This window comes from Streptomyces sp. NPDC001406, from assembly GCF_042895285.1.
Lineage (GTDB): Bacteria > Actinomycetota > Actinomycetes > Streptomycetales > Streptomycetaceae > Streptomyces.
On the sequence record NZ_JBIAWG010000004.1, the window covers coordinates 141,711 to 164,641 of the forward strand.

Sequence of the window (22,931 nt, forward strand, 5' to 3'; positions counted from 1 at the left end):
CCGTCAGCCAGTCGTCAGTGCAGCACCTTCAGCGCGCCGGGCAGCACCTTCACCGTGACGGGGAGCACCGCCTCCACCTCGCCGTCGGCGCCGTACGGCACCGGGCGGTCGGCCTCGATGCGGATTTCGCGGCCCCTCAGGATGCGGACCTCCGGGCGCGCGACGTGGGCGCCGGACTTGAGCTCGTTCATCAGGGTGAAGAAGAGGTGGCGCGGGGCCTCGCGGATCATCACGACCTCCAGCAGGCCGTCGTCCACGCGGGCTCCGGGGGCGATCATGCGGCCGGAGCCGTAGTAGGCGGAGTTGGCGGCCACGACGGTGTAGCCGCGCAGGGCGTGCTCCTCTCCGTCCACGGTGATCCGGTAGTCCGCCGGGCGCCACGTGGTCACGGCCCGCAGCCCTCCCGCGTAGTAGGAGGCGGCGCCCTTGAGCAGTCGGGCGTGGTTGGCGTGGCGGTTGGCCAGCGCGTCGACGCCCGCGTACACGCTGCCGAGGACGACCGTCCCGTCGTGGACGGCCGAGCGCACCTCGATGGTGTCGACCGGGCGCGGCTCCCGGTCGAGCAGGATCCGGGCCAGGGCGTCCGGGTCGGAGGGCAGCTCCAGCGCCCGCGCAAAGTCGTTGCCCCGTCCGGCCGGGACGATGCCGAACACGGTGTCGGTGCCGCTGAGCGCGCCGCCGATGCCGCCGGTGATGCCGTCACCGCCGACGGCGAGCACCACCCGGCCCCGCTCCCCCGCGCCGCGGGCGATGTCCTGGGCGTGGGCCAGGCTGCGGCTGTACTCCGTCTCCAGTTCCGCCCCGGCCTCGCGCAGCACGCGTGCCACCTGGATCAGCGCGGCCGCCGCGCTGGATCCGCCCGCGGTGGGGTTGACGACGGCGGTGAACTGTCGCATGGGTGAGCCTCCGGAGGCGGTGATTCGGGAGCCGGTGTGCTGGGGCTGTACGGACGAGGGGCGGGGTCGGTCGGCGGGTCGGGTCAGTCGGTGGGCAGGAGGACGCCCGGGTTGAGCAGCTGGTCGGGGTCCAGTCTGCGCTTGACGGCCCGCAGGGCTTCGATGCCCAGGGTGCCGACCTCCCGGACGTACCAGTCGCGGTGGTCGGTGCCCACGCCGTGGTGGTGGCTGATCGTGCCGCCGGCGGCGAGGATCGCCTCGTTGGCCGCTTCCTTGGCCGGGGCCCAGTGGGCGACGGGGTCGTCGCCCTGTGCGCTGACGACGGTGAAGTACAGCGAGGCGCCGTTCTCGTAGACGTGGGAGATGTGGCACATGACCAGGGGCGGTGTGCCGGCCTCGGTGAGGGCGGTGGTCAGTGCCGTGCGGACCGCGTTGTACAGCTCGGGGATCCGCGACCAGAAGGCGGCCGTCTCCAGCGTCTCGGCGAACGCGCCCGCGTCCAGCAGCGCGTCCCGCAGGTAGGGCGCCGAGTACCGGCCGTGGGCCCAGCGCTCTCCCGGCTCCGTTCCCACGTAGGTGCCGCCGCACTCGCGCAGGACGGCAGCGGCCGACTCCTTGCGGTGGGCGGTGTCCTCCTCGGTGCCCTCGAACCCGACGATCGCGAGGCAGCCGGCGCTCTGCTGCAGACCGTCCGCTCCGATCGCGTCGGGCTGGGCGAGACCGATCAGCGTCTCGGTCTCGTCGGACAGGCGCAGCACCGTGGGGCGCGGTCCGTCCTGGGCGAGCCGGCGCAGTGCGGCGCCGCCCTCCTCGAAGGAGGCGAAGCGCCAGCCTTCGTAGTGTCGGGCGCGCGGCTGCGGCCGTACGCGCACGGTGACCGAGGTGATCACGCCGAGCGCGCCCTCGGAGCCGAGGATCAGCTGGCGCAGGTCGGGGCCCGCGGCGGAGCGCGGAGCGCGGCCGACGTCGAGGGTGCCCTCGGGAGTGGCGAGGGTGAGGCCCAGCACCATTTCGTCGAAGCGGCCGTATCCGGCGGAGGCCTGACCACTGGAGCGGGCCGCGGCGAATCCGCCGATGGTGGCCCACTCGTAGGACTGCGGGAAGTGGCCGAGCGTGAAGCCGTGTTCGGCCAGCAGGCGTTCGGCCTCGGGGGCGCGCAGGCCCGGCTGCAGGGTCGCCGTGCGGGAGACCGGGTCGACGTCGACCAGTCGGTCCATGCGGCGCAGGTCCAGGGCGACGAACGGTCCTCGCCGCTCGGGGGCCAGGCCGCCGACGACGGACGTGCCGCCGCCGAACGGGACGGCACCGAGGCCGTATCGGGCGCACACGCGCAGGACGGCCAGCACCTCGTCGTGTGCGGCCGGGAGGACTACGGCCGCCGGGGTGTCGGTGACGTCTCCGACGCGGATCCGCAGGAGGTCGGGCGTGGACTTGCCGCGGGTGTGCCGGACACGGGTCTCCGCGTCCGTACAAACGTGTGCCCCGCCGCCGACGGCCGCGGACAGTTCTTCGAGTACGGCGGAGTCGAGAGGGGTGCCGGGGACGGCGATCTCCTCCAGCCGCAGCGGGGGTGCGCTACGGGGCTTGACGCCCAGCAGATCGCGCAGCAGCCCGATCACCGTCTCGGGCAGCGGTGCCGCCTTGGCCGGGTCACCCCAGCCACTCCACAGCATGTCCATGGCGGTTTGTCCTCATCGGTCGTTTCCGCGTCGTGCCCGTCTGCCGGGCGCCGCCGCAAGGGCGTTACACTGTTACACATGACGCCTATTCGTCACAACCATGCGGACAGCGATCCGGTGCTCGACGCGGTGCGCGACTGCGTCCTGGCCGTCGGCGTGCGCCGCACCACCCTGACCGACGTGGCCCGCCGTGCGGGCGTCTCGCGCATGACGCTGTACCGGCGCTGGCCGGACGTACGCACACTCGTCGGCGACCTGATGACGCGCGAGTGGGTCGACGTGGCCACCCGCGCCATGCCCGAGCCCAGCCCGGACCGATCGGCGCGCGATCTGATCGTCGAGGGACTCGTGGGCGGGGTGCGGGCGTTCCGCGACCACCCGCTCTTCCGCAAGATCGTCGACGTCGACCCCGAACTGCTCCTGCCCTACGTACTGGACCGCCGCGGCGCGAGCCAGAACGCCCTCCTGGAGCTTCTGGCCACCGGCCTGCGCGACGGACACGCCGACGGATCGGTGCGCGCCTGCCACCCCGGCAGACAGGCACGATCCCTTCTTCTGATCGTCCAGTCCTTCACCCTGTCGCTGCGGACCATGACCGACGAGGACGACCCGGACCTGACCACCGCCGCCTTCCTCACGGAGCTGCGGACCATCCTGGAGAGGACCCTCACCCCATGAGCCCCACCAGCAGCCCGGCCCACCTCGCCGCGCCCGTCCCCGGTTCGTCGCTGTCCGCCGCACGCCGCACCCGCGACCTGGCCCGGACCGTGGGCGGACCGGCCGTGGACGTCCTGGTCGTCGGGCTCGGCGCCACCGGCGCCGGAGCCGCCCTCGACGCCGCCGCCCGCGGACTGACGGTCGCCGCCGTGGACGCCCACGACCTGGCCTTCGGCACCTCGCGCTGGAGCTCGAAGCTGATCCACGGAGGCCTGCGCTATCTGGCCTCGGGACAGCTCGACGTGGCCCACGAGAGCGCCGTCGAGCGGGGCGTGCTGATGGAGCGCACCGCACCCCACCTGGTCGGTGCCCAGCCGTTCGTCCTCCCCCTGACCCCGCTGGTGTCACGCGGACAGGCGGCTCTGGCCTGGGCCGGGTTCCGGGCCGGTGACGGCCTGCGCCTGGCGGCCCGCACGGCCCGCGCCACCCTGCCGGGCCCGCGCCGGCTGTCCGCGGTGGAGACCCGCAACCTGGCCCCCGCCCTGCGCACCGACGGCCTGCGCGGAGGCCTGCTGTCCTGGGACGGCAGGCTCACCGACGACGCCCGCCTGGTGACCGCCCTCGCCCGCACCGCAGCCGCCAAGGGCGCCCGCATCCTCACCCGGGTCAGGGCACTGGAGCTGACCGGAACAGGGGCCCGCGTCCGCGACGAACTCACCGGCGAGGAGGGCGAGATCCGCGCCCGCGCCGTGATCAACGCATCGGGTGTGTGGGCGGGCGAACTGGTCGACGGCATCCGGATCCGGCCCTCGCGGGGCACCCACCTGGTGCTGCGCGCCGAGCGCCTGGGCTCGCTGCCGGCCGGGATGCACATACCGATCCCCGGCGAGACCAACCGTTTCGTCCTCGTCCTGCCGCAGGGTGACGGCCGGGTGTACGTCGGCCTCACCGACGAACCCGTCGACGGCCCCGTGCCCGATGTGCCTAAGGTCCCGGAGACCGACATCGGCTTCCTGCTCGACGTCCTCGGTTCCGTCCTGGACGTCCCGGTCCACCGTGCCGACGTCGTGGGCGCCTTCGCCGGGCTACGGCCCCTGCTGGACACCACGCCGACAGGCTCGGGCGAGGAGTCCCGCACCGCCGACATCTCCCGGCGGCACGCGGTACTGACGTCACCGGACGGCGTCGTCACCGTGGTCGGCGGCAAACTCACCACCTACCGGCGCATGGCCGAGGACGCCGTCGACGCCGCCGCCTCCGCCGGCCGTCTGCACGCCGGGCCCTCCCCCACCGCCGCGCTCCCGCTCGTCGGCGCCGCCGCTGCGGCCCGGCTCGCCACTCTGCCCGCACCGCGGCGCCTGGTCCGGCGCTACGGCACCGAGGCGGCGGCCGTCCAGGCCCTGGCCGCACAGAACCCGCACCTAGGGGACCTCGTGCTGCCCGACCACCCCGTCACCCGCGCCGAGTTGCTCTGGGCCGTACGGCACGAAGGCGCACTCGACGCCGCCGACCTGCTCGATCGACGCACGCGCATCGGCCTGGTCACCGAGGACCGCGCCGCGGCCCTGAAGACCGCGGAGGAAATCCTCGGCGAAGCCCTGGCAGGGCAGGGCTGAGACCGGCACATGGCGGCTGCCGTGCCCGAGCACGGCAGCCGCCATGTCACCTGCGGCCCGCACCGCCCGGTCGCTCGCGGCGCCACGCCGAGGCGTCGCACACACCCTTTGCATGTTCATGCGTTTCCATGCATACTCTTCCCATGTCCAAGGTCCTCACCTCCCTTCCCGTCGGCGATCGCGTCGGCATCGCCTTCTCGGGCGGCCTCGACACCTCGGTCGCCGTCGCGTGGATGCGCGACAAGGGCGCCGTCCCGTGCACCTACACCGCCGACATCGGCCAGTACGACGAGCCCGACATCGCCTCGGTGCCCGGCCGCGCGAAGACCTACGGCGCCGAGATCGCACGCCTGGTCGACTGCCGCGCCGCACTGGTCGAGGAGGGCCTGGCCGCGCTCACCTGCGGGGCGTTCCACATCCGCACGGGCGGGCGCGCCTACTTCAACACCACCCCGCTCGGCCGTGCCGTCACGGGCACGCTCCTGGTCCGGGCGATGCTTGAGGACGACGTACAGATCTGGGGCGACGGGTCGACCTTCAAGGGCAACGACATCGAGCGGTTCTACCGTTACGGCCTGCTCGCCAACCCGCATCTGCGGATCTACAAGCCCTGGCTGGACGCGGCCTTCGTGACCGAACTGGGCGGCCGCAAGGAGATGTCGGAGTGGCTGCTCGCCCACGGGCTGCCCTACCGCGACAGCACGGAGAAGGCGTACTCCACCGACGCCAACATCTGGGGTGCCACGCACGAGGCCAAGACCCTGGAGCACCTGGACAACGGCGTGGAGACCGTGGAGCCGATCATGGGCGTACGGTTCTGGGACCCCGCGGTCGAGATCCTCCCCGAGGACGTGACGATCGGCTTCGAACAGGGCCGCCCGGTGACGATCAACGGCAAGGAGTTCGGCTCCCCCGTCGACCTGGTGATGGAGGCGAACGCCATCGGCGGCCGCCACGGCCTGGGCATGTCGGACCAGATCGAGAACCGGATCATCGAGGCCAAGAGCCGCGGCATCTACGAGGCGCCCGGCATGGCCCTGCTGCACGCCGCGTACGAGCGTCTGGTCAACGCGATCCACAACGAGGACACCCTCGCCCAGTACCACAGCGAGGGGCGGCGCCTCGGCCGGCTGATGTACGAGGGCCGCTGGCTGGACCCGCAGGCGCTCATGATCCGGGAGTCGCTGCAGCGCTGGGTCGGCGCGGCCGTCACCGGTGAGGTGACACTGCGGCTGCGGCGCGGCGAGGACTACTCGATCCTCGACACCACGGGCCCGGCGTTCAGCTACCACCCGGACAAGTTGTCGATGGAGCGCACCGAGGACTCGGCGTTCGGCCCCGTGGACCGCATCGGCCAGCTCACCATGCGCAACCTCGACATCGCCGACTCGCGCGCCAAGCTGGAGCAGTACGCCGGGCTCGGCCTGATCGGCACCGCCAATCCCGCCATCGGTGCCGCCCAGGCGGCCGCGACCGGGCTGATCGGCAGCATGCCGGAGGGCGGCGCCGAGGCCATCGCCTCCCGCGGCGAGGCCGACGACGACGAACTCCTTGACCGCGCCGCGATGGAGTCGGGCACGGACTGACCGACCCCGCCGAGCGGAACGCTCGGCAAGCAGCAGAGGCCGGCTCGACGCCCAGGGCGTGGAGCCGGCCTTTCCCTTGCAGAACTCCGGCAGTCAAGGGGCCGGCGGCACCGCAGTCTCCGACATCCAAAAGACCGGCCTCCGCACGCTGCCACCCGGCCAACAGGTCGGCCTCAAGTGGGAAGCCCCCGGCTTCGAACTGGACGGGTACGACCACCGCGCGGTGAGCATCGTGCCTCGCTCCACCTGACACGGCCGGGTTTCCGGCCGATCGGTCGAGCAGGGCGACGTCCCCTCGTCGCACATCAACCGTTCCGCGTCACACCATCACCCGGTTCTCCGTCGTTCATGCGGCCTTCTCAGAATCTGCACGTCCCAAGCGTGTACGTCCCTGCCGCCCGCGGGAGTTGAGCATGAGCCACGGCCACAGACACGACGACGGTCACCACCATCACCACCACCACGGGAGCGGCGACGCCTCCTCCCTTCCGCCCGCCCTCGACATGTCGGTCCCCGACGAGGAACTGACTCCGAGCCAGCTCTCGCGTCGCTCGATGCTGCGCCGCACCGGGCTGCTGGGCGCGGGCCTCGCCGCCGGCAGCGTCCTCGGCGGCGCGGGTCAGGCCGCGGCAGCGGTGCCCGCGTCCGCGGCGCACCACGACGAGCGCTCCGGTGGGTATCTGTGGCTCGCCGGTGACCACCACATCCACACGCAGTACAGCTCCGACGCCAAGTACCGGGTCATCGACCAGGTGCGACAGGCGAACGCGCACGGCCTGGACTGGATGGTGATCACCGACCACGGCAGCGACACGCACGCCAAGATCGGTGTGGAGAAGGTCAATCCGGACATCGTCGAGGCCCGCGACCGGATCGACGACACCCTGGTCTTCCAGGGCCTGGAGTGGAACATCCCGGCCGCCGAGCACGGTACGGTCTTCGTCCACCCCGGCAAGAACGAGGTGGCGGTGCTGAAGGAGTTCGAGAACTCCTTCGACGGCTCGGTGAAGAAGGCCTCTGCCGGCACCCCGGCCAATGAGGCGCTCGCCATCGCGGGCGTCAACTTCCTCGCCGAGCAGGTGCAGCGCCGCCGGGTGAAGGACGTACTGTTCCTGGCCAACCACCCCGCCCGCAAGGGCATCGACTCCCCGCACGAGATCCGCGCCTGGCGCGACGCCCAGCCGACCATCGCCGTCGGCATGGAGGGTGCCCCCGGCCACCAGGCCGGCGGCTTTCCCGCCCCCAACGGCGCGGGTTCCGCGCGCGGCATCTACGACAACAGCCCCGGCGCCGACTCCTTCGCCGGCTACCCGCTGGAGAGCTACCGCACCTGGGGCGGCTTCGACTGGATGACCGCCACCGTCGGCGGTCTGTGGGACAGCCTGCTGGCCGAGGGCAAGCCGTGGTGGATCACCGCCAACTCGGACTCCCACAATGTGTACGCCGACAGCGCGGTGCGCGGCCCGAACAGCGACTTCGCCGGCAACGGCCGCTACAACGACCCGGTCTACGGCGGCGGCCTCAACCTCGGCGACACGGACTTCTGGCCGGGCCAGTACTCCCGCACCCACGTCGGCGCCGCGTCCTTCTCGTACAAGGCGGTCATGGACGGCATCCGTGCCGGCCGTGTCTGGGTCGACCACGGCGGCCTCATCAGCGGCCTGGACGCCCAGCTGCGCTCCGGCTCGCGTGGGGTCACCCTCGGCGGCGCGCTGACGGTGCGCCGGGGCAGCCGGGTCGACCTGGTCGTCGAGATCAGCCTCGCCAACGGTCCCAACTGGGCGCAGTTCGTGCCGGCCCTGGCCCGTGTCGACGTCATCCAGGGTGATGTCACGGGTCCGGTCTCCGACCGGGACGCCCTGGCGACGCCGGACACCAAGGTCGTGACGTCGTTCGAGGTCAACAAGTCCAGCGGCCGCGTCCGGCTGACCTACTCCCTGGGTCAGGTCGACAAGCCGTGCTACGTCCGGCTGCGCGGCACCGACGGCAACCGTACGGCCGTCGGCCTGCGCGGTGCCTCCGTGGACCCGGCGGGACCGGCCATGGACGTGGTCGGGGACGCCGACCCGTGGAAGGACCTGTGGTTCTACTCCAACCCCATGTGGGTCCTGCCCGCATGAGCGCACCACACGGCGCGCCCGGCGTCCACTCCGTGATCGGGGTGGACGCCGGGACGGCGAGCCTGCGGGAGGCCGACCACCTGATCCACGACCTGGTGACACGGCTCGGCCTCCCGCAGGGCACTCTCGCCTGCACGCACCTGATCCGCACCGACGAGCGTCGGGGTACGGCCGTCTCCTTCGCGCTCCCGGACGCCCGGACCGCCGCCATCACGTGGTCGCATGTCGTCGCGCCGGCAGACCCCGGCATGGGCGCGGCCCTGGCCGGCCGCTCGTACGGCGCCGAACCCGCCGCCCATGCGGCCATGCTGGCAGCGGAGGAACACGCCCACCGCCGAGGCGGGCGAGCGGTGCTCTTCCCGGGAGTCGATCACCTCACCGGCACGGTCACCGTGGCCGACCTGCTCGCCCTGACCGCCATCGACCGGCTCGTCGTGGTCGGCGCACCGACGGCGGACGGACCCGAGCCCGCCACACCCGTCCTCACCCGCGACCATGTACGCCCCGAGTGGCGAGACGGCCACCTGACCCTCGCCCTCGTCCCGGCCGCAGGCGGCACACTGGCCCCCTTCGAGGTACCCAATCCCACCCCGTGCTGCGCCGACCACGCGTGAGGGCGGGGCGGCGATTGCGGCGTACTCGCGGTTCGGCGCGCGTCCGCGGACGATACTTCGGCTCCTTGCCGCACCCGCATACCTCTCGTCCTTCATATCGAAGGCCCTCGCCCAGGACCGCGGCCACCACGGACCACGCCCGAACATCCCGCTTCGGCGGCGGAGCGAAGTCGCGCCCGGCACACCTCATGGGCCGGGCGCAGTTCGGGCACAGGTGCTCCAGCGCCGGATACGGGTGCTGCTTGAAGCTGACACGGCATGAGGTGCAGACTCCCGAGCGCAGGGCGGACGGCATGCGGCTCAGCGGCTGGTCCGTTGTGCCTCCACGATCACCTTCATCGTCCGGTCCGGTGCCGCCAGCCGCTGCATCCGCTCCGCGAACCCCGGAAACTGCGAAGCGATCTTGGTGAGGAACTTCAGCTCCAGCGGGGCGACGTTGATCTCGGCGACGTCACGCTCGATCGCGCGCAGCACGCCCTTGACGACCCGCTCCGGCGCAACGGTGCGTACGCCGCCCGGCGTCGAGGAGCCCGTGTTCGCGAACATGCCCAGTTCGCGTACGAAGCCGGGCTGGACGATCGAGACACCCACACCCGTGCCGTGCAGATCCTGGCGGAAGGACAGGGAGAAGCCGCGCAGCCCGAACTTCGTCGCGGTGTACATCGACGACGACTTGGTGGCGGCCATTCCCGACAGTGATCCGACGAAGCAGATGTGCCCGCGCCCCGCCGCCACCATGTCCTCGGCGAGCAGGCGCGCGAGCATCGCGGGCGCGCGCAGGTTGACGGCGATCGACCTGTCGATCTGCTCCGGCGTGTAGTCCAGTACGTCGCCGCTGGAGGGCAGGGCCGCGTTGGCGATGAGGATCTGCGTGCCCGCAGCCTCAGCGGCGAGGCGTTGCACATCGTCCGGATCGGCGAGGTCGGCAAGGATCGTCCGGGCACCGAAGCGCTCGGCCAGCGGGTCCAGCGCCTCGCGGCGGCGACCGGTGAGGACGAGATCCGCGCCCCGGGCCGACAGCTCGGCGGCCAGCGCCCCTCCGATGCCGCCCGTGACTCCGGTCAGCAGAACGGTTGTCCCAGCGATGTGCACGACTACCCTCCGGTCCTGTTCGTTCGAACGAACAATAGGGAGGGCGGGGGTTCCTGTCCACCGGCGGCCCCCGCCAACACCCCGCCGGAGTGGCGGGGCTGAGGTGCCATCAGCCCGACCGCACCGCTGTGACCTCGTACGTCATCCGGCGCACACCACGGGTGGAACAATGGGCGGCATGCCCAAGGCCGCCCTCACCACCCCGACACGTCAGCGCATCATCACCGCCGTCCTGCAGATCATCGGCGACGGTGGGGTCGCGGCGGTCACCAACAGACGGATCGCCAAGGAGGCCGGCGTCTCGCTCGGCTCCGTCACATATCACTTCGAGACGCAGCACGATCTGCTGCGCGAGAGCCTGCTGTACTTCGTGCGCGAGGAGGCCCGGCACTTCACCGAGCTGGCCGACCAGTGCCAGACCGAGAACCTCGACATAGACGACGCGGCGTCCCTGGCCGGCCAGGTGGCCTGCGGTACGGCCCTGGACACCGCGCATCTCGCGCCCTTCGAGCTGTACATCCACGCCGGGCGCGACGAACGGCTGCGCGAGGCGGCGTCGGAGGCGTTCCGGGCCTACGACCGGCTCGCCGCCCAGATCCTCACCGCCCTGGGCGTCCCGGACGCGGAACGCCTCGCGGCCACCACCGTCGCCGTGGTGATGGGCCTGCAACTGCGGCGCCTGGCCACCGGCAGCCCGGCGGACGACCTCGTCGACGCCCTTCTGCTGGTGGCACGGGGAGCCGCCGACGAGTCCGCCGGCCAAGGGCTCGTCACACAGGGCTGAGCATGGTGGGAATTTCGGGTGCCGAGCAGATAGTCGAACGTTCCTGGGGGTACCCGAACTCGGAGACACCTCAGTAGTCAGCAGAGGAGGCGGTCATGCTTATCCTCGGTCTTGTCCTGCTCGTTGTCGGCTTCGTCACCGGAATCTCGATTCTGTGGACCATCGGAGTCATTCTCATGGTGCTCGGTGCCATTTTCTGGATCCTGGGCTCCATGGGGCACGCGGTGGCCGGCCGACGTCATTACTGGTAGTCACGGAGGGCAACTCCCGTGTTCAGGGTGCCCAGGGGCCTTCGACGGCCCAGGTGGTGTCCTCGGTGAAGCTGCCCGGGCTGTCCCAGGCGTGCGAGCCGCCCCGCTGTGCCAGCCACAGCTCGGCGTTCATGTGCCGCAGATACTGGCCCGGGTAGTCGGACGCCGAGAACCGGATGCCTCCGCTGCCCTGGACGGGGCACCAGGTCGCGTCGGCCTTGTAGAGCGCGGAGTCGTCGCCCGCCTCGCGCCGGACACGGAAGTCGCGGTGGCGGAGGTATTCACCCGGGTAATTGCGGGACTCGAAGGAGTAGCAGAGCTTGTTCGCGAGGCCCGGCCTCACCTTCCAGGTGGCGTCCTGCTTCAGCAGGGCGCCGCTTTCCGCGGTCACCACCTCGGTGTAGCCGAGCCCGTCGTAGTGACGGATGTAACGGTCGGTGTAGCCGGGTGTGGTGACTCGGATCGACACATACTGCTCCAGCGGCAGCTTCACCGTCGGCCCGAGCGTACGGGACGCGGCGATCAGCGCCTGGTTGGCCGCCCGGACACGGGCCTCGTCGACCTTGACGACCTGGCGGTCGTAGGTCATCAGCCCGTTCGCCTCGTTCTCCACATCGGTGATCTGCGTGTAGACGGAGGCCGACAGACCACCCGCAGGCATGGAGTTCTCCCGGATGCCGTCCAGCAGGCCGACGAGCCGGTCGTCGAGAGCCGCCGGACTGGGCTGGTCCTCATAGCTGAAGCCGCCACCCGGGTACCACTCGTGGCCGGGAACCCGGTAGCCGAGGCCGCCGTACTCGCCCAGCACCGAGGCACGTACCGGCTCCGTCGGGGTGTTGCCGGGTCCGACGTAGTTGTGGTTGTCGATCACGTCGCCGTTGCCGCCGTCCTGGGCACCGCAGCAGTTGACCCCGCTCATGTTGTCGACGAGGCGCGAGGGGTCGTACGCCTTGACCATGTCCGCGATGCGCGCCTGGTCGTACTGGCCCCAGCCCTCGTTCTGGTCGACCCACTGGATCAGCGCGGGCGAGCTGCGGTGCTGGTCGATGACGGCCCGGTACTCGCTCTCCCACTGGGTGCGGGCCGCGCCGTCCGGAGTCCTTGCGCTGTCCATGGACGGCATGTCCTGCCACACCAGCAGCCCGAGCCGGTCCGCCCAGTAGAACCAGCGCTGCGGCTCCACCTTGATGTGTTTGCGCACCATGTTGAAGCCGAGGTCCTTGTGCTTCTGGAGGTCGAACCTGAGGGCGTCGTCGGTGGGCGCGGTGTAGATGCCGTCCGGCCAGTAGCCCTGGTCCAGGGTGCCCGTCTGGAAGACGAACCGGCCGTTGAGCACGGGCCGGCGCACCCCGTTCACATCCTTCACCGCGATCGAGCGCATACCGGCGTAACCGCCGACCCGGTCGGCGTCGGCGCTCCCGGTCAGCTGGGCGGTGATGTCGTAGAGGAAGGGGTCGTCGGGCGTCCACAGGTGAGTGTTCGGCACGGGCACGGAGAATTCGGTGCCGACCGTGCCCGTGGCGCTGCCGACGGGGGTGCCCCCGCTGGAGACCGTGACCTTGACGGGCGCGCCCTGGGCCGCGGCGCCGCGCACCGTCACGTGCAGTGTGCCGTCCTCCAGGTGCGGGACCATGTCGAGCCGCGTGATGTGCGCCGCGGCGGTCGGTTCCAGCCAGACCGTCTGCCAGATGCCCGACGAGGCGGTGTAGACGATGCTGTGGCCGGGGTGCGGGGTGACGTCCTGGACACGCTGCTTGCCGATGGCCTGGCCGCCGGTCTCCGTCGGGTCGTACACGGACACGACGACGGTGTTGGTGCCGTCGTTCAGCAGGGGCGTGATGTCGTACGAGAAGGAGTCGTAGCCGCCGCGGTGTGCGGCGCCCGCCTGCCGGCCGTTGATCCAGACGGTCGTCTCCCAGTCGGAGGCACCGAAGTTGAGCTGGATGTGACGCCCGCGCCAGCCGGCGGGCACGGTGAAGGCGCGCTTGTACCAGAGCTTGTCGTTCCCGGTGATCTTGCGCTGGACGCCGGAGAGCGCGGACTCCGGCACGAACGGCACACGGATCCGCTCGCCGAACGTCGCGGGCCGAGCGGCGTCTCGGGAGGTGACCGCGAAGTCCCAAATGCCGTTCAGATCGGCCCAGTCGGGGCGGGTGAGCTGCGGGCGCGGATAGTCCGGCAGGGGGTGGTCCACGGAGACCTGGTCCGTCCACGGGGTGGACATCGGCGCGGGTTTGGGGGTCCAGGCGGCCTCGGCGGCACGGGAGGGGTGAGCGCCGGAGGCCAGCAGGACGGTGACGGTCAGCATCAACACCGCGGCGGTGGCCAGTAGTCGGCTCCAGGTCCGGCGCGGCCCGGGGGTCGAGGACGATCGGGGGGACAGGAGTCTCACCATGATGTCTGCTCCCTGGTGTGTACGGCACGGCGGCGGTGGGGTTCCGCCGGACCTCGCGCGGAACCCCAGGGACGCGACCGCGGGCGAGCGGTCAGTAGGTGTGCAGGGTCAGCCCGTAGCGGTTGAGGATCTCGTTGACCGGCTGGAACCAGGTCTCACCGCCGCCGGCGCAGTTGCCCCAACCGCCCGAGGTGACGCCCTGCGCCTGGTCTCCGCTGATGAACGACCCTCCGGAGTCGCCGGGTTCGGCGCAGACACTCGTCTTCGTCAGCTGATACACCGTGCCCTGGCTGTAGTTGACGGTCTCGTTCTTGGCCAGCACCGTCCCGCAGTGCCAGTGCGACGTCGATCCCGAACGGCAGATCGAGGAGCCGACGGGAGCTTCGGCCGAGCCGCGCACGAGCTGGTCGGGCACGGTGCCCCAGCCCAGCACGACCGGCACCGTCCACCACCCGCTGCCCACGCTGACCCAGGCATAGTCGTCGCCCGGGAACGAGGAGCCCTGGAAGGTACCGATGTACGAGCCGTCCCAGCCGCTGACCCCGGCGCCCGGCCGGCCGCAGTGACCGGCGGTGACGAAGCCGCCGTACACCGAGAACCCGATGGAGCAGCGGACGTTGCCCGTGTAGTAAGGGTCGCCGCCGACCGTGCCCGCGGCGAAGGTCTGCGGCGCCGCGGCGACGGTCTCGACGGTCACGGGACCCGACTCGCGGGCCCGGGACACAAAGCGTTGGACATCGTTGTCAGCTCGGCGGTCGCGGACGACGTCGACGACGACGGTGTTGGCCATCGGATCGACGCGCCAGCTGCTCACCCCGGAAGGGGCGGACAGCCGGTCGATGCGCGCCTTCGCCGCGTTCAGCTGCCGCAGGCTGTGCTCGACCGTGCGGATGCCGGCCCCGGCGCTCCGGATCGTGCGGCGGGTGGCGGCCGACGCGTCCGGTGTGAGCGCCACCGTCAGACGACCGCGCGAGTCGTCGAACCAGGAGCCCGCATAGGCGGCACCGGCCGCGCGGCGTGCCTTCGGAGCGAGCGCCGCGGCGGTCCGCTCGGCCGCGAGCCGCGCCTCGGCCTGGTCGCGGGACAGGCCGAAAGCACGCTGCATGGCGGACAGCACGCCGTCGGAAGCGGGTGCGGCGGACGCTGCGGGTTCGGCGGACGCGGCCTCGGAGCCGCTCGCCGAGGCGGGGAACGTACCTGCTGCACCCAGGCCGCCGAGCAGCAGCAGAACAGCCAGGCCGACGTGCGCGATTCTCGTGCGTCTCATGGGAGTTGCCCTTCGTCGTTCCAGGAGTGGGGGATGGAACAGCCGATTCCCGAGAGCGCTCTCATTCATGGCGCAGCAGAGCCTAGCCACCCCTGGCCGTCAGGTCCATGCCAATGCAGCGGCGAATCGGAATCGCTTCCCGAGCCGAGGAGCTTCACGGCATCATGGGTAGCCGCGACGAGGGGGTGCCGTGGGCAACAGGGAGACGGAACAGGCTGCCATCACGCATGTGATGGCCTTGGAGCGGGCCGCCGGACGTGATCCCAAGGACGTCCGCACCTCGGGCCTCCCGTACGACGTCGAGAGTCCGCCGCGGATGATCGAGGTGAAGGCCTTCAGCCGCTCGGCGCGCAGCGAGGCGCTGCCGCTGGAACAGCGGCAGGTGACAGCCGCGAAGGCCGACCCCGAGCACTACTACCTCTACGTGGTCGACAACCTCGCGGGCCGCGACGGCGCCAAGGTCGCGGTGCGCGTCCTGCACGGACAGGCGCTGCTGGCGATGATCGAGCGGTCCAAGCCCCAGATCACGTACTGGCCCACGTTCAAGGCGGCCGAGTACGACGTGGCCGAGCGGCTGCACTGAGTTCCGCGGTACGGCGGCGGCGCCGGACACCACGGGAACTCACCTCACGCCCGTGGTGTGCAGCAGCCGTCACCCGAGGCGTCGTCGTGCGGCCCCGCGTCCAGACGGCAGAAGCAGGACGCCGTGATCGGCACGTCCGCCGTCGCTGCCGCGAACTTCAGCTGCTGGGCCACGATCTGTGCCTCACCGGTCCGGCCGAGTCGTTGGAGACACTCGTGGTACCCGTGCAACGACCAGACGTTGTTGGGGTGTTGCTGCGGCCGGGGAAGCGTGTCGTCCAGGCCCAGGTCGGCGCGGTAGACCGCCTCGGCCTCCGCGATCAGGCCCCGCTCCAGCAGCAGCGCGCCGTAGGCGTGCCGGGTCGGCTGCATCCACCCCCACGGTTCGTCGTAGGGGAGGTTGTCGTCCAGCTCGATCGAGCGGCGCAGCGCGGCGAAGGCGGCGTCGTAGTCGCCCTTGCGGTAGTCCAGTTCGCCGTCGAGCATCTCCGAGGCGATGGCCAGGATGTCCGCGCACGTGTTGTTGAACAGCATGCGTGTCCGCGGGACCCGGGTCACTGCCTCCCGGAAGAGCGCACGCTCCTCCTCCGCTTCGGCGATCCTGCCGGTGGCGGAGAGCGCGACGCCGCGCGCGTAGTGCAGCATCGCGGTGCTGACGCAGTACAGCCGCGGGTCGGCGGGCATGGGCAGGCGCAGCACGTCGTCCCACCGTCCGAAGCGGATCAGGACGTGCACCCGCATCGCGAGGAATCCCTCCAGCCAGTCGGCCATGGGCGGGCTCTCCACACGCAGCAGTTCCTCCGGCACTGCGGCTTCGAGCCGCTCCGCCGTGTCGAGCGCGTCCTGGAGGCGGCCGAGGAACATCGCGCCGTAGATCCGGAAGTGGTAGTTGTGGCAGCGATACAGGGTGTAGAAGTTCAAGGCGCCTTCGCGCGCGTGGTACTTCTCGTCGGCGGCGATCGCCGCGGCGTTGTCGGAAACCACTCTCCGGTAGTCGCCGCACAGCACTTCCAGATGGGACGGCATGTGCTGCAGGTGTCCGGCGTCGGGCACCAGACCCCGCAGCCGGTCGGCGGCCGTCAGGGCCGCCTCGGGCGTCGGGGACATCTCCATCAGGTGGACGTACATGTGCAGCAGGCCGGGATGCGATGTGCCCGCCTCCGTCGCCATCGCCCGCTGGAGCACGTCCCTGGCCTCCGGCGTGCGTGCCTCCGCGGCCGGGAGGCCGGTGCGGATGTCCCACAGCTGCCAGGGGGTGAGGTTCATCAAGGCGTCCACGTACAGGGTCGCCACGTCGAGGTCGTCGGGCGCCAGTTGGTGGACGGCCCGCATGCTCTCGGCATAGGCGGCACTCCACACCGACAGACCCGCGAGGTCCTCGGCCACAGCCCGCGGGTAGCGGGTGCGCAGCGCGTCGATCAGGGCGCGCTCCACCGGGGTGGCGGACGCCGCCGTGGCGTGCGCGCGCTCGACGGCGGCGTGGGTGCGTTCGACGGTCCGCGCCAGGTCGTGCTCGTCGAAGAACTCCCAGGGTTTGTTGTAGTTGGGGCCCAGGGCGTAGGCCATGCCCCAGTGGGCCATGGCGCAGTCGGGATCGGCCTCGGCGGCGCGTTCGAAGCAGCGGACGGCCTCCTCGTGGTTGAAGGCGTACGTCCACACCAGTCCGCGGTCGAACCAGGTCTGGGCCTCGGGGGACGATGTCGTCACGCGTCGGCGGTGGCTGCCCAGCTCGTAGTAGTTCACAGTGTTCCGACCCTATCCGGGCCGACGGAAAACTCGCTGTTCATCCGGAATGTTGCGATGTACCCGCGGCGGCCTCGGCGGCTTCGCCTCAGGTCGTCTCACGCGGGTACCGTCGACAGGTCGATGGCCCGGTCGACCTCCTGCGGCTCGAGGACGCGGAGGATGCCCTCCAGCAGGTAGTAGTCGGCGTAGGGGAGCGATATCTCGATCCCGTCCTCGGCCGGCCGGTTGCGCGTGCAGCGGGCCACGACCGCTTCGGCACGGGACGACTTCCTGGTCAGGCAGGTCTGCGAGAGCGCGACGAGCAGGCGCAGTGCCGCCTCGCGGTAGTGGCGTCTGCCGGTCGCGGCGGACAGGTCGAGCAGCCCGCAGGCCATGATCGCGCCGGCCGACGCGTCCTTGATGTCATGGGGCTGCTGGGGTGCCCGGTAGTCCCAGACCGGAATCCAGTCACCGCTCAACGCGCCCAGCGCGAAGTCCGCCAGTCGGCCGGCGGTTGCCAGGAACTGCCGCTCACCGGTCCGGCGGTAGATCGTCGTGAACCCGTAGATCCCCCACGCCTGCCCGCGTGACCAGCAGGACGAGGAGCTGTAGCCCTGCACCGTGGCGGGACCGACGGGCGCGCCCGTGTCCGGATCGAGGTCGAAGGCGTGCGGGGTCGACCCGTCCGCGCGGGGAAACACCCGCTGAGCGGTGTTCGCGTGGTCCACCGCGGCCCGAAGGTACTTCTCGTCGCCTGTCTGCCGGCTCGCGAAGGCCAGCAGGTCGAGGTTCATCATCGTGTCGATGATGATCCGGCCGGCGTTGTGCGGATCGTTCAGCGCGCCCCATGCCCGGATGAAGTGCCCGCGCGGGTTGTACCGCCGCAGCAGGGAGTCGGCCGCCTGCACAGCGCCCGTCCGCCACTTGTCGTCACCCGTGAGACGCCAGGCCGTGACCCAGGAGGGAGAGAAGAGGAAGCCGAGGTCGTGGGTGGTGGTGTCGTACCGGCGGGGAGCGAGCCGCCCCGCCGCATCGAGGGCCAGCGTACGGAACGCGTCGTCCCCGCTGTGGAGGTAAGCCATCCAGAGCGTCCCCGGCCAGAAGCCGCCGACCCAGTCCCCGTTCTGGGAGTACACCCATTTCTCGAACTTCGTCCCGACGGGGAAGGCACTGACTCCGGGCCCGACTGCCGCGAGTTTCCCGACCGCATAGTCGGCCGCGTCCCGCAGGACGCGCACAGCGGTCACCGACGCCGGATGATCGGCTGCCTGCGCGGTCTGCTCGGTAGCGGCACACGCGGTCGCGACTCCGGCGGCCGAGGCCAGCACAGTACGCCGGGAAACACTCATGGGCGCCTTCCCTCAACGAGGCTGCGGTGCAAGGACGTTGACGTGAGCCTTGCACAGCAGCTCCGAGGCTGTACACCCACGTGAGCAGCTTTCATGTATGTGAATGTCACGCCACGCCTCGCGGCTGACGCTCCGCGGCTATCGGACAGCCACGGCCGGTGGACGCTCACGCAGCGCGCCGTACCCGATGAAGTACGCGGGCAGACGGCGTACGAACCGTGACCCGGTGAGCAGACCGGCCATGCGCCGGGCGCGTTCCACGCTGCCGAGGGGCGGCTGCCCCTGCAGGACGGGAGCGATGACACGGGCATGGGCGATCCGTTGGAGCCCCTGTGTGACGACCGTGGTGAGCAGGCGGCGGCGCTGCAGACCGCGTACGTCGTGCAGGCCCACGCTCCCGCGGCGCAGCGGCTCGACGAGGTACCGGGCGGCGGCCACCGCGTCCTCCACGGCGAGGTTGATCCCGATGCCGAAGACCGGGGACATCGCGTGCGCGGCGTCACCGATGCACAGCAGTCCCGGGCGATGCCAGCGGCGCAGCCGGTCCAGACGTACGTCGAGGAGCTTGACCTCGTCCCATGAGCGCAGGTGGTCCGTACGGTCCGCGACCCAGGGGACCGCGGCGGCGAAGTCGGCCCGGAATCGGCCGAGACCGGCGGCCCGGCGCTCCGCGTCGGTGCCCTTGGGAATGAGCGCGGCGCACTGCCAGTAGTCCCCGCGGTCGATCATCGCGGTCAGGAAGTGGTCGCCCGCGCCGCCGACGAGCCCGCTCGGATCGCCCTCGTGCCGCGGCAGCCGGAACCACCAGGCGTCCATCGGGCAGCCGAACCGGCGCAGCCCCAGCTCCGGCCGGGAGCGGGCCAGCGATCCGCGGCCGTCGCAGGCGACCGTGAGGACGGCACGCAGCTCGCCGGTGGCGCCGTCGGAGGTGCGGTAGCGCACTCCGGTCACCCGTCCGCCCTCGACCAGGAAGGAGGTTGCCTCGGTGTTCATCCGCAGGTCGAAGGACGGCTCGCGCCGGGCCTCGTCCGCGAGGAGGTCCAGCAGGTCCCACTGGGGCACCATCGCAACGTAGTTGTACGGGCCGCGCAGCACCGCGAGGTCCGCGACGGTGACCGCCGACCGGCCGGCCCCGATGGGCAGTTGGACGGTACGCACCCTGCGCTGCAGCAACTGCGCGAAGCGCTCGGCCAGACCCAGGTCGTCGAGCAACGCCAGCGTCGAGGGGTGCACGGTGTCGCCGCGGAAGTCACGCAGGAAGTCGCCGTGCTTCTCCAGCACCGTCACCGCGACGCCGGCCCGCGCCAGCAGCAGCGCGAGCACCATGCCGGCGGGGCCACCTCCCACCACACAGCACGTGGTCCGCTCCATCACGGCCCTGCCTTTCCGGAGAGCAGTAATTCATCACCCGATGAATATCATACTCCCGCCTGCCCGGATCGACTTGTCGACGCTCCCTGATCCACGTACGGCCGACGCGTACCGCCGCTTGGAATCGAGCGACAGCCGAGTCGGCCTCCATCCGCTTCGCTGATCGTAAGAAGGTGAACTCAGGGCCGCGCAGACGGGCTCGGGGAGTGTGTGTCCCACGTCACGCGCCGACGACGGCTCTCCGGGCGGGATCCGGAAATACCGGCGCGGGCTTCCTCGGTTGTCGTGTGCATCCGCGATTTTCGCTGGAGGCGGACATGGACCACACCCCAGAGTGCCGGGAGAGGTGACGGCGATGAGCGTTCTCACACCCGGCCTGCTGCACGCCCGTCCCGGCCGTCGACGGGCGATTGGGGATCCACGGGCCGCACGGCGCCGTGCCGTACTGGTTCTGCTGGTCGTGGGCCTGGACGCGGCGGCCCTCGTGATGCTGCTGAGCCGGCAGCTCCCGAACGCCCTGGCCGGAGTGCTGCTGGCCACTCTCGGCTGGCTGACCGCCGGCCGCACGGCGAGCCGGTACCCCGCGGCACGGACGCGCGGATCGGTCGAGGAACCGGTCCGGCGATGAGCCAGGCAACCAGCAATCCGGCGGCGGCCGCCGCCCCGCGCCCGCGTATGGAGACCGCCCCGCCGGTACGCTCCGCCGCCGCGCGCCACCCCGGCCGGGACGAACAGTTCGAGCGGCGCCGTCGGCACACCATAAAGCTGCTGGCCGCGTCCGCGCTGGGGCTGATTCCCTGGACGGTGATCCTCGGCCTGACGCTCCCCTCCGACTATCAGGTCCACTCCTGGCGGGTGACCTGGGTCGGCTTCGACCTGCTGCTGCTCACCGCCTTCGCGGCCACGGCCGTCCTCGGTTTTCGCCGGCACCGTGCCGTGGTGATCCCGGCACTGGCGTCCGCGGTGCTGCTCGTGTGCGACGCGTGGTTCGATGCGTCACTCGCCGTCGGTACGCCCGACGTCTGGGCGTCCGCCGGGCTGGCCGTCTTCGTCGAACTGCCCACGGCGGCCTACATCTTCCGCCGCGCCTACAAGCTCCTGCACCTCCAATGGTCGTCACGCCAACTGACGGGCTGCCCCGACGCGGACCCACCACGCTGACGTTGAGCGTCTCCCCCACGGTGACCAGGTCCGCGACAGCCCACGCGCAGGTCAATTTTCCAGCTCACGGCCACGGCCGAGTGCCTCGCACGGTGGCACGATGGAGAGGGGCATCACCCTTGTCAGGGGGTGTGGCACATGGCCGTATCGGAAAAGTCGCCTTCCGCGGGAACCCATCGGCCGGGCCTGAGGCGCGAGATCGGCTTCATCGGCCTCATCTGGGCCTCGGAGGGGTCGATCATCGGCTCCGGGTGGCTGTTCGGCGCACAGGCAGCCCTGGCGGCGGCCGGGCCCGCGGCGATCATCTCCTGGGGCATCGGCGGCCTCGCGATCCTGATCCTGGCACTGGTGCACGCCGAGCTCGGCGGGATGTATCCGGTCTCCGGCGGGACCGCCCGCTTCCCCCACTACGCCTACGGCGGAGCCGCGGGCGCCTCCTTCGGCTGGTTCTCCTGGCTGCAGGCTGCCACGGTGGCACCCATCGAGGTGCTGGCGATGATCACCTACGCCCAGCACTACTCCTGGGCCAGCGGCTGGGAGAAGATCAAGGGCGGCGAGCACGTCCTGACCCCGCCCGGCATCGCCGTCGCGGTGGGACTGATGGCGGTCATCACGGCCATCAACTTCCTCAGCATCCGTCTGCTCGCCCGCACCAACAGCGCGGCGACCTGGTGGAAGGTCGGCGTCCCGCTGCTGACGATCTTCGTGTTGGCCGTTGCCCAGTTCCACACGAGCAACTTCACCGCGGCCGACGGATTCGCCCCCTACGGAGCCAAGGGCATCCTGTCCGCCGTCTCCACCAGCGGCATCATCTTCGCGCTGCTGGGCTTCGAGCAGGCCGACCAGCTCGCCGGTGAGAGCGCCCATCCCAAGCGCGACATCCCGCGGGCGGTGATCGGATCGATCGTCATCGGCATCGTGATCTACATCCTCCTCCAGGTCACGTTCCTCGCCGCGCTGCCCGCCTCGCAGATCGGCAGCCACTGGGCCACCTCCGCGTTCACCGCCCTGAGCGGTCCGTTCGCCCAGGTCGCCACGCTCATCGGTCTTGGCTGGCTGGCCACGATCCTCTACCTCGACGCCGTCGTCTCCCCCGCCGGGACCGGTCTGATCTACATCACCGGATCCTCCCGGGTCTCCTACGGCCTCAGCCGCAACGGCTACGTTCCCTCCGCGTTCGAGGCCACCAACCGGCGCGGAGTCCCCTGGATCGGCCTGATCACCGCGTTCGTCATCGGGTGCATCTGCTTCCTGCCGTTCCCCAGCTGGCGCTCCCTCGTCGGACTGATCACCAGCGCCAGTGTGCTCATGTACGCCGGTGCTCCGCTGTCCTTCGGTGTGTTCCGCAGGCGGTTGCCCGACGCGCACCGTCCCTACCGGCTGCCCGGCGGCAGCTGGATGTCGCCGCTCGCCTTCATCGTCGCCAACCTGCTGATCCTGTGGTCCGGTTGGGCCACCGACTGGAAGCTCGGCGTCGCGATCCTGATCGGCTACGTCATCCTGATCGCCAACCGGGTGTTCAAGATGAACCCCATCACGCCCCAGCTCGACCTGCGCGCGGCCCAGTGGCTGCCCGCCTACCTCATCGGCATGGGGCTGATCGTCTACCTCAGCGACTTCGGGCCCCTCAAGCACCCGTGGTTCCCGTTGTGGTGGGACATCGCCGTCACGGCCGCCTTCAGCGTCGGCATCTACTACTGGGCCATGGCGGTCGCGCTGCCGACGGAACAGATCCAGCACATGGTCGACCAGGTCGTCGTGCCGGAGGAGGAGGGCGTCGTCTGAG

19 protein-coding genes and 1 pseudogene are annotated in these 22,931 nt (G+C 71.0%); 12 read left to right on the plus strand and 8 right to left on the minus strand.

Annotation, left to right across the window (positions count from 1 at the left end; all coding sequences use genetic code 11):
• Positions 1-14 precede the first annotated feature (14 nt).
• Entirely contained in the window at positions 15-896 is an 882-nt protein-coding gene (locus ACFY1J_RS10905; RefSeq protein WP_390706122.1) for a YegS/Rv2252/BmrU family lipid kinase, read from the minus strand.
• An 83-nt stretch (positions 897-979) separates the two neighbouring features.
• Positions 980-2,575: an FAD-binding oxidoreductase gene (locus tag ACFY1J_RS10910; protein WP_390731073.1), complete on the minus strand. Its 1,596-nt coding sequence runs from the start codon at positions 2,573-2,575 to the stop codon at positions 980-982.
• Positions 2,576-2,653: 78 nt separating this feature from the next.
• Here ACFY1J_RS10910 and ACFY1J_RS10915 point away from each other — a divergent pair, with 78 nt between their 5' ends.
• The 6 genes and pseudogenes from ACFY1J_RS10915 to ACFY1J_RS10940 all read left to right on the plus strand — a co-directional run bounded on the left by ACFY1J_RS10915 (position 2,654) and on the right by ACFY1J_RS10940 (position 9,168).
• A complete protein-coding gene (locus ACFY1J_RS10915; protein ID WP_390706120.1) occupies positions 2,654-3,253 on the plus strand; it encodes a TetR/AcrR family transcriptional regulator in 600 nt (199 codons plus the stop codon).
• Positions 3,250-4,848, plus strand: a complete 1,599-nt coding sequence (locus tag ACFY1J_RS10920; RefSeq protein ID WP_390731074.1) for a glycerol-3-phosphate dehydrogenase/oxidase — start codon at positions 3,250-3,252, stop codon at positions 4,846-4,848. Before ACFY1J_RS10915 ends, ACFY1J_RS10920 begins: the two co-directional genes overlap by 4 nt.
• 143 nt (positions 4,849-4,991) lie before the next feature.
• On the plus strand, positions 4,992-6,434 hold the full coding sequence (argG, locus tag ACFY1J_RS10925; protein ID WP_390731075.1) for an argininosuccinate synthase: 1,443 nt from the start codon (positions 4,992-4,994) through the stop codon (positions 6,432-6,434).
• Between the two features lie 118 nt (positions 6,435-6,552).
• Positions 6,553-6,684 (plus strand): annotated as a pseudogene (locus ACFY1J_RS10930) (cold shock domain-containing protein); the annotation flags it as partial.
• A gap of 163 nt (positions 6,685-6,847) precedes the next feature.
• A complete protein-coding gene (locus ACFY1J_RS10935; protein ID WP_390731076.1) occupies positions 6,848-8,554 on the plus strand; it encodes a PHP domain-containing protein in 1,707 nt (568 codons plus the stop codon).
• Positions 8,551-9,168, plus strand: a complete 618-nt coding sequence (locus tag ACFY1J_RS10940; protein WP_390706117.1) for a hypothetical protein — start codon at positions 8,551-8,553, stop codon at positions 9,166-9,168. The genes ACFY1J_RS10935 and ACFY1J_RS10940 overlap by 4 nt, the downstream gene beginning before the upstream one ends.
• A gap of 300 nt (positions 9,169-9,468) precedes the next feature.
• Here ACFY1J_RS10940 and ACFY1J_RS10945 read toward each other — a convergent pair whose 3' ends face one another.
• Complete coding sequence (locus tag ACFY1J_RS10945) at positions 9,469-10,260, minus strand: SDR family NAD(P)-dependent oxidoreductase (RefSeq protein ID WP_390731077.1); 792 nt, start codon at positions 10,258-10,260, stop codon at positions 9,469-9,471.
• A 178-nt stretch (positions 10,261-10,438) separates the two neighbouring features.
• Here ACFY1J_RS10945 and ACFY1J_RS10950 point away from each other — a divergent pair, with 178 nt between their 5' ends.
• Positions 10,439-11,044, plus strand: a complete 606-nt coding sequence (locus ACFY1J_RS10950; RefSeq protein WP_390706115.1) for a TetR/AcrR family transcriptional regulator — start codon at positions 10,439-10,441, stop codon at positions 11,042-11,044.
• Positions 11,045-11,139: 95 nt separating this feature from the next.
• Positions 11,140-11,295, plus strand: coding sequence for a DUF6131 family protein (locus ACFY1J_RS10955; RefSeq protein ID WP_390706114.1), 156 nt, complete (start codon positions 11,140-11,142; stop codon positions 11,293-11,295).
• A 22-nt stretch (positions 11,296-11,317) separates the two neighbouring features.
• Here ACFY1J_RS10955 and ACFY1J_RS10960 read toward each other — a convergent pair whose 3' ends face one another.
• Positions 11,318-13,603, minus strand: a complete 2,286-nt coding sequence (locus ACFY1J_RS10960) for an AbfB domain-containing protein (protein WP_390731220.1) — start codon at positions 13,601-13,603, stop codon at positions 11,318-11,320.
• 178 nt (positions 13,604-13,781) lie between these two features.
• Positions 13,782-14,957 (minus strand): S1 family peptidase, encoded by a 1,176-nt coding sequence (locus tag ACFY1J_RS10965; RefSeq protein WP_390731078.1) that lies wholly within the window; start codon positions 14,955-14,957, stop codon positions 13,782-13,784.
• A 190-nt stretch (positions 14,958-15,147) separates the two neighbouring features.
• Here ACFY1J_RS10965 and ACFY1J_RS10970 point away from each other — a divergent pair, with 190 nt between their 5' ends.
• Positions 15,148-15,540: a DUF3883 domain-containing protein gene (locus tag ACFY1J_RS10970; RefSeq protein ID WP_390706112.1), complete on the plus strand. Its 393-nt coding sequence runs from the start codon at positions 15,148-15,150 to the stop codon at positions 15,538-15,540.
• A gap of 44 nt (positions 15,541-15,584) precedes the next feature.
• Here ACFY1J_RS10970 and ACFY1J_RS10975 read toward each other — a convergent pair whose 3' ends face one another.
• The 3 genes from ACFY1J_RS10975 to ACFY1J_RS10985 all read right to left on the minus strand — a co-directional run bounded on the left by ACFY1J_RS10975 (position 15,585) and on the right by ACFY1J_RS10985 (position 19,984).
• Positions 15,585-17,282, minus strand: coding sequence for a hypothetical protein (locus ACFY1J_RS10975; RefSeq protein ID WP_390731079.1), 1,698 nt, complete (start codon positions 17,280-17,282; stop codon positions 15,585-15,587).
• 98 nt (positions 17,283-17,380) lie between these two features.
• A complete protein-coding gene (locus ACFY1J_RS10980; RefSeq protein ID WP_390731080.1) occupies positions 17,381-18,613 on the minus strand; it encodes a glycoside hydrolase family 88 protein in 1,233 nt (410 codons plus the stop codon).
• A 138-nt stretch (positions 18,614-18,751) separates the two neighbouring features.
• Complete coding sequence (locus ACFY1J_RS10985; RefSeq protein ID WP_390731081.1) at positions 18,752-19,984, minus strand: FAD-dependent oxidoreductase; 1,233 nt, start codon at positions 19,982-19,984, stop codon at positions 18,752-18,754.
• A gap of 355 nt (positions 19,985-20,339) precedes the next feature.
• Here ACFY1J_RS10985 and ACFY1J_RS10990 point away from each other — a divergent pair, with 355 nt between their 5' ends.
• The 3 genes from ACFY1J_RS10990 to ACFY1J_RS11000 all read left to right on the plus strand — a co-directional run bounded on the left by ACFY1J_RS10990 (position 20,340) and on the right by ACFY1J_RS11000 (position 22,930).
• A complete protein-coding gene (locus ACFY1J_RS10990) occupies positions 20,340-20,612 on the plus strand; it encodes a hypothetical protein (RefSeq protein ID WP_390706108.1) in 273 nt (90 codons plus the stop codon).
• Positions 20,609-21,145: a hypothetical protein gene (locus ACFY1J_RS10995; RefSeq protein WP_390731082.1), complete on the plus strand. Its 537-nt coding sequence runs from the start codon at positions 20,609-20,611 to the stop codon at positions 21,143-21,145. The genes ACFY1J_RS10990 and ACFY1J_RS10995 overlap by 4 nt, the downstream gene beginning before the upstream one ends.
• 138 nt (positions 21,146-21,283) lie before the next feature.
• Positions 21,284-22,930 (plus strand): APC family permease, encoded by a 1,647-nt coding sequence (locus ACFY1J_RS11000; RefSeq protein WP_390731083.1) that lies wholly within the window; start codon positions 21,284-21,286, stop codon positions 22,928-22,930.
• The last annotated feature ends 1 nt before the right edge of the window (position 22,931 follow it).

What these genes read in the sequence shown, in the direction of transcription:
- ACFY1J_RS10905 (WP_390706122.1), bottom strand. Translation starts at nt 896, where the DNA reads ATGCGACAGTTCACCGCCGTCGTCAACCCCACCGCGGGCGGATCCAGC.
- ACFY1J_RS10910 (WP_390731073.1), bottom strand. Translation starts at nt 2,575, where the DNA reads ATGGACATGCTGTGGAGTGGCTGGGGTGACCCGGCCAAGGCGGCACCG.
- ACFY1J_RS10915 (WP_390706120.1), top strand. Translation starts at nt 2,654, where the DNA reads ATGACGCCTATTCGTCACAACCATGCGGACAGCGATCCGGTGCTCGAC.
- ACFY1J_RS10920 (WP_390731074.1), top strand. Translation starts at nt 3,250, where the DNA reads ATGAGCCCCACCAGCAGCCCGGCCCACCTCGCCGCGCCCGTCCCCGGT.
- argG (WP_390731075.1), top strand. Translation starts at nt 4,992, where the DNA reads ATGTCCAAGGTCCTCACCTCCCTTCCCGTCGGCGATCGCGTCGGCATC.
- ACFY1J_RS10935 (WP_390731076.1), top strand. Translation starts at nt 6,848, where the DNA reads ATGAGCCACGGCCACAGACACGACGACGGTCACCACCATCACCACCAC.
- ACFY1J_RS10940 (WP_390706117.1), top strand. Translation starts at nt 8,551, where the DNA reads ATGAGCGCACCACACGGCGCGCCCGGCGTCCACTCCGTGATCGGGGTG.
- ACFY1J_RS10950 (WP_390706115.1), top strand. Translation starts at nt 10,439, where the DNA reads ATGCCCAAGGCCGCCCTCACCACCCCGACACGTCAGCGCATCATCACC.
- ACFY1J_RS10955 (WP_390706114.1), top strand. Translation starts at nt 11,140, where the DNA reads ATGCTTATCCTCGGTCTTGTCCTGCTCGTTGTCGGCTTCGTCACCGGA.
- ACFY1J_RS10960 (WP_390731220.1), bottom strand. Translation starts at nt 13,603, where the DNA reads ATGCTGACCGTCACCGTCCTGCTGGCCTCCGGCGCTCACCCCTCCCGT.
- ACFY1J_RS10965 (WP_390731078.1), bottom strand. Translation starts at nt 14,957, where the DNA reads ATGAGACGCACGAGAATCGCGCACGTCGGCCTGGCTGTTCTGCTGCTG.
- ACFY1J_RS10980 (WP_390731080.1), bottom strand. Translation starts at nt 18,613, where the DNA reads ATGAGTGTTTCCCGGCGTACTGTGCTGGCCTCGGCCGCCGGAGTCGCG.
- ACFY1J_RS10985 (WP_390731081.1), bottom strand. Translation starts at nt 19,984, where the DNA reads ATGGAGCGGACCACGTGCTGTGTGGTGGGAGGTGGCCCCGCCGGCATG.
- ACFY1J_RS10990 (WP_390706108.1), top strand. Translation starts at nt 20,340, where the DNA reads ATGAGCGTTCTCACACCCGGCCTGCTGCACGCCCGTCCCGGCCGTCGA.
- ACFY1J_RS10995 (WP_390731082.1), top strand. Translation starts at nt 20,609, where the DNA reads ATGAGCCAGGCAACCAGCAATCCGGCGGCGGCCGCCGCCCCGCGCCCG.
- ACFY1J_RS11000 (WP_390731083.1), top strand. Translation starts at nt 21,284, where the DNA reads ATGGCCGTATCGGAAAAGTCGCCTTCCGCGGGAACCCATCGGCCGGGC.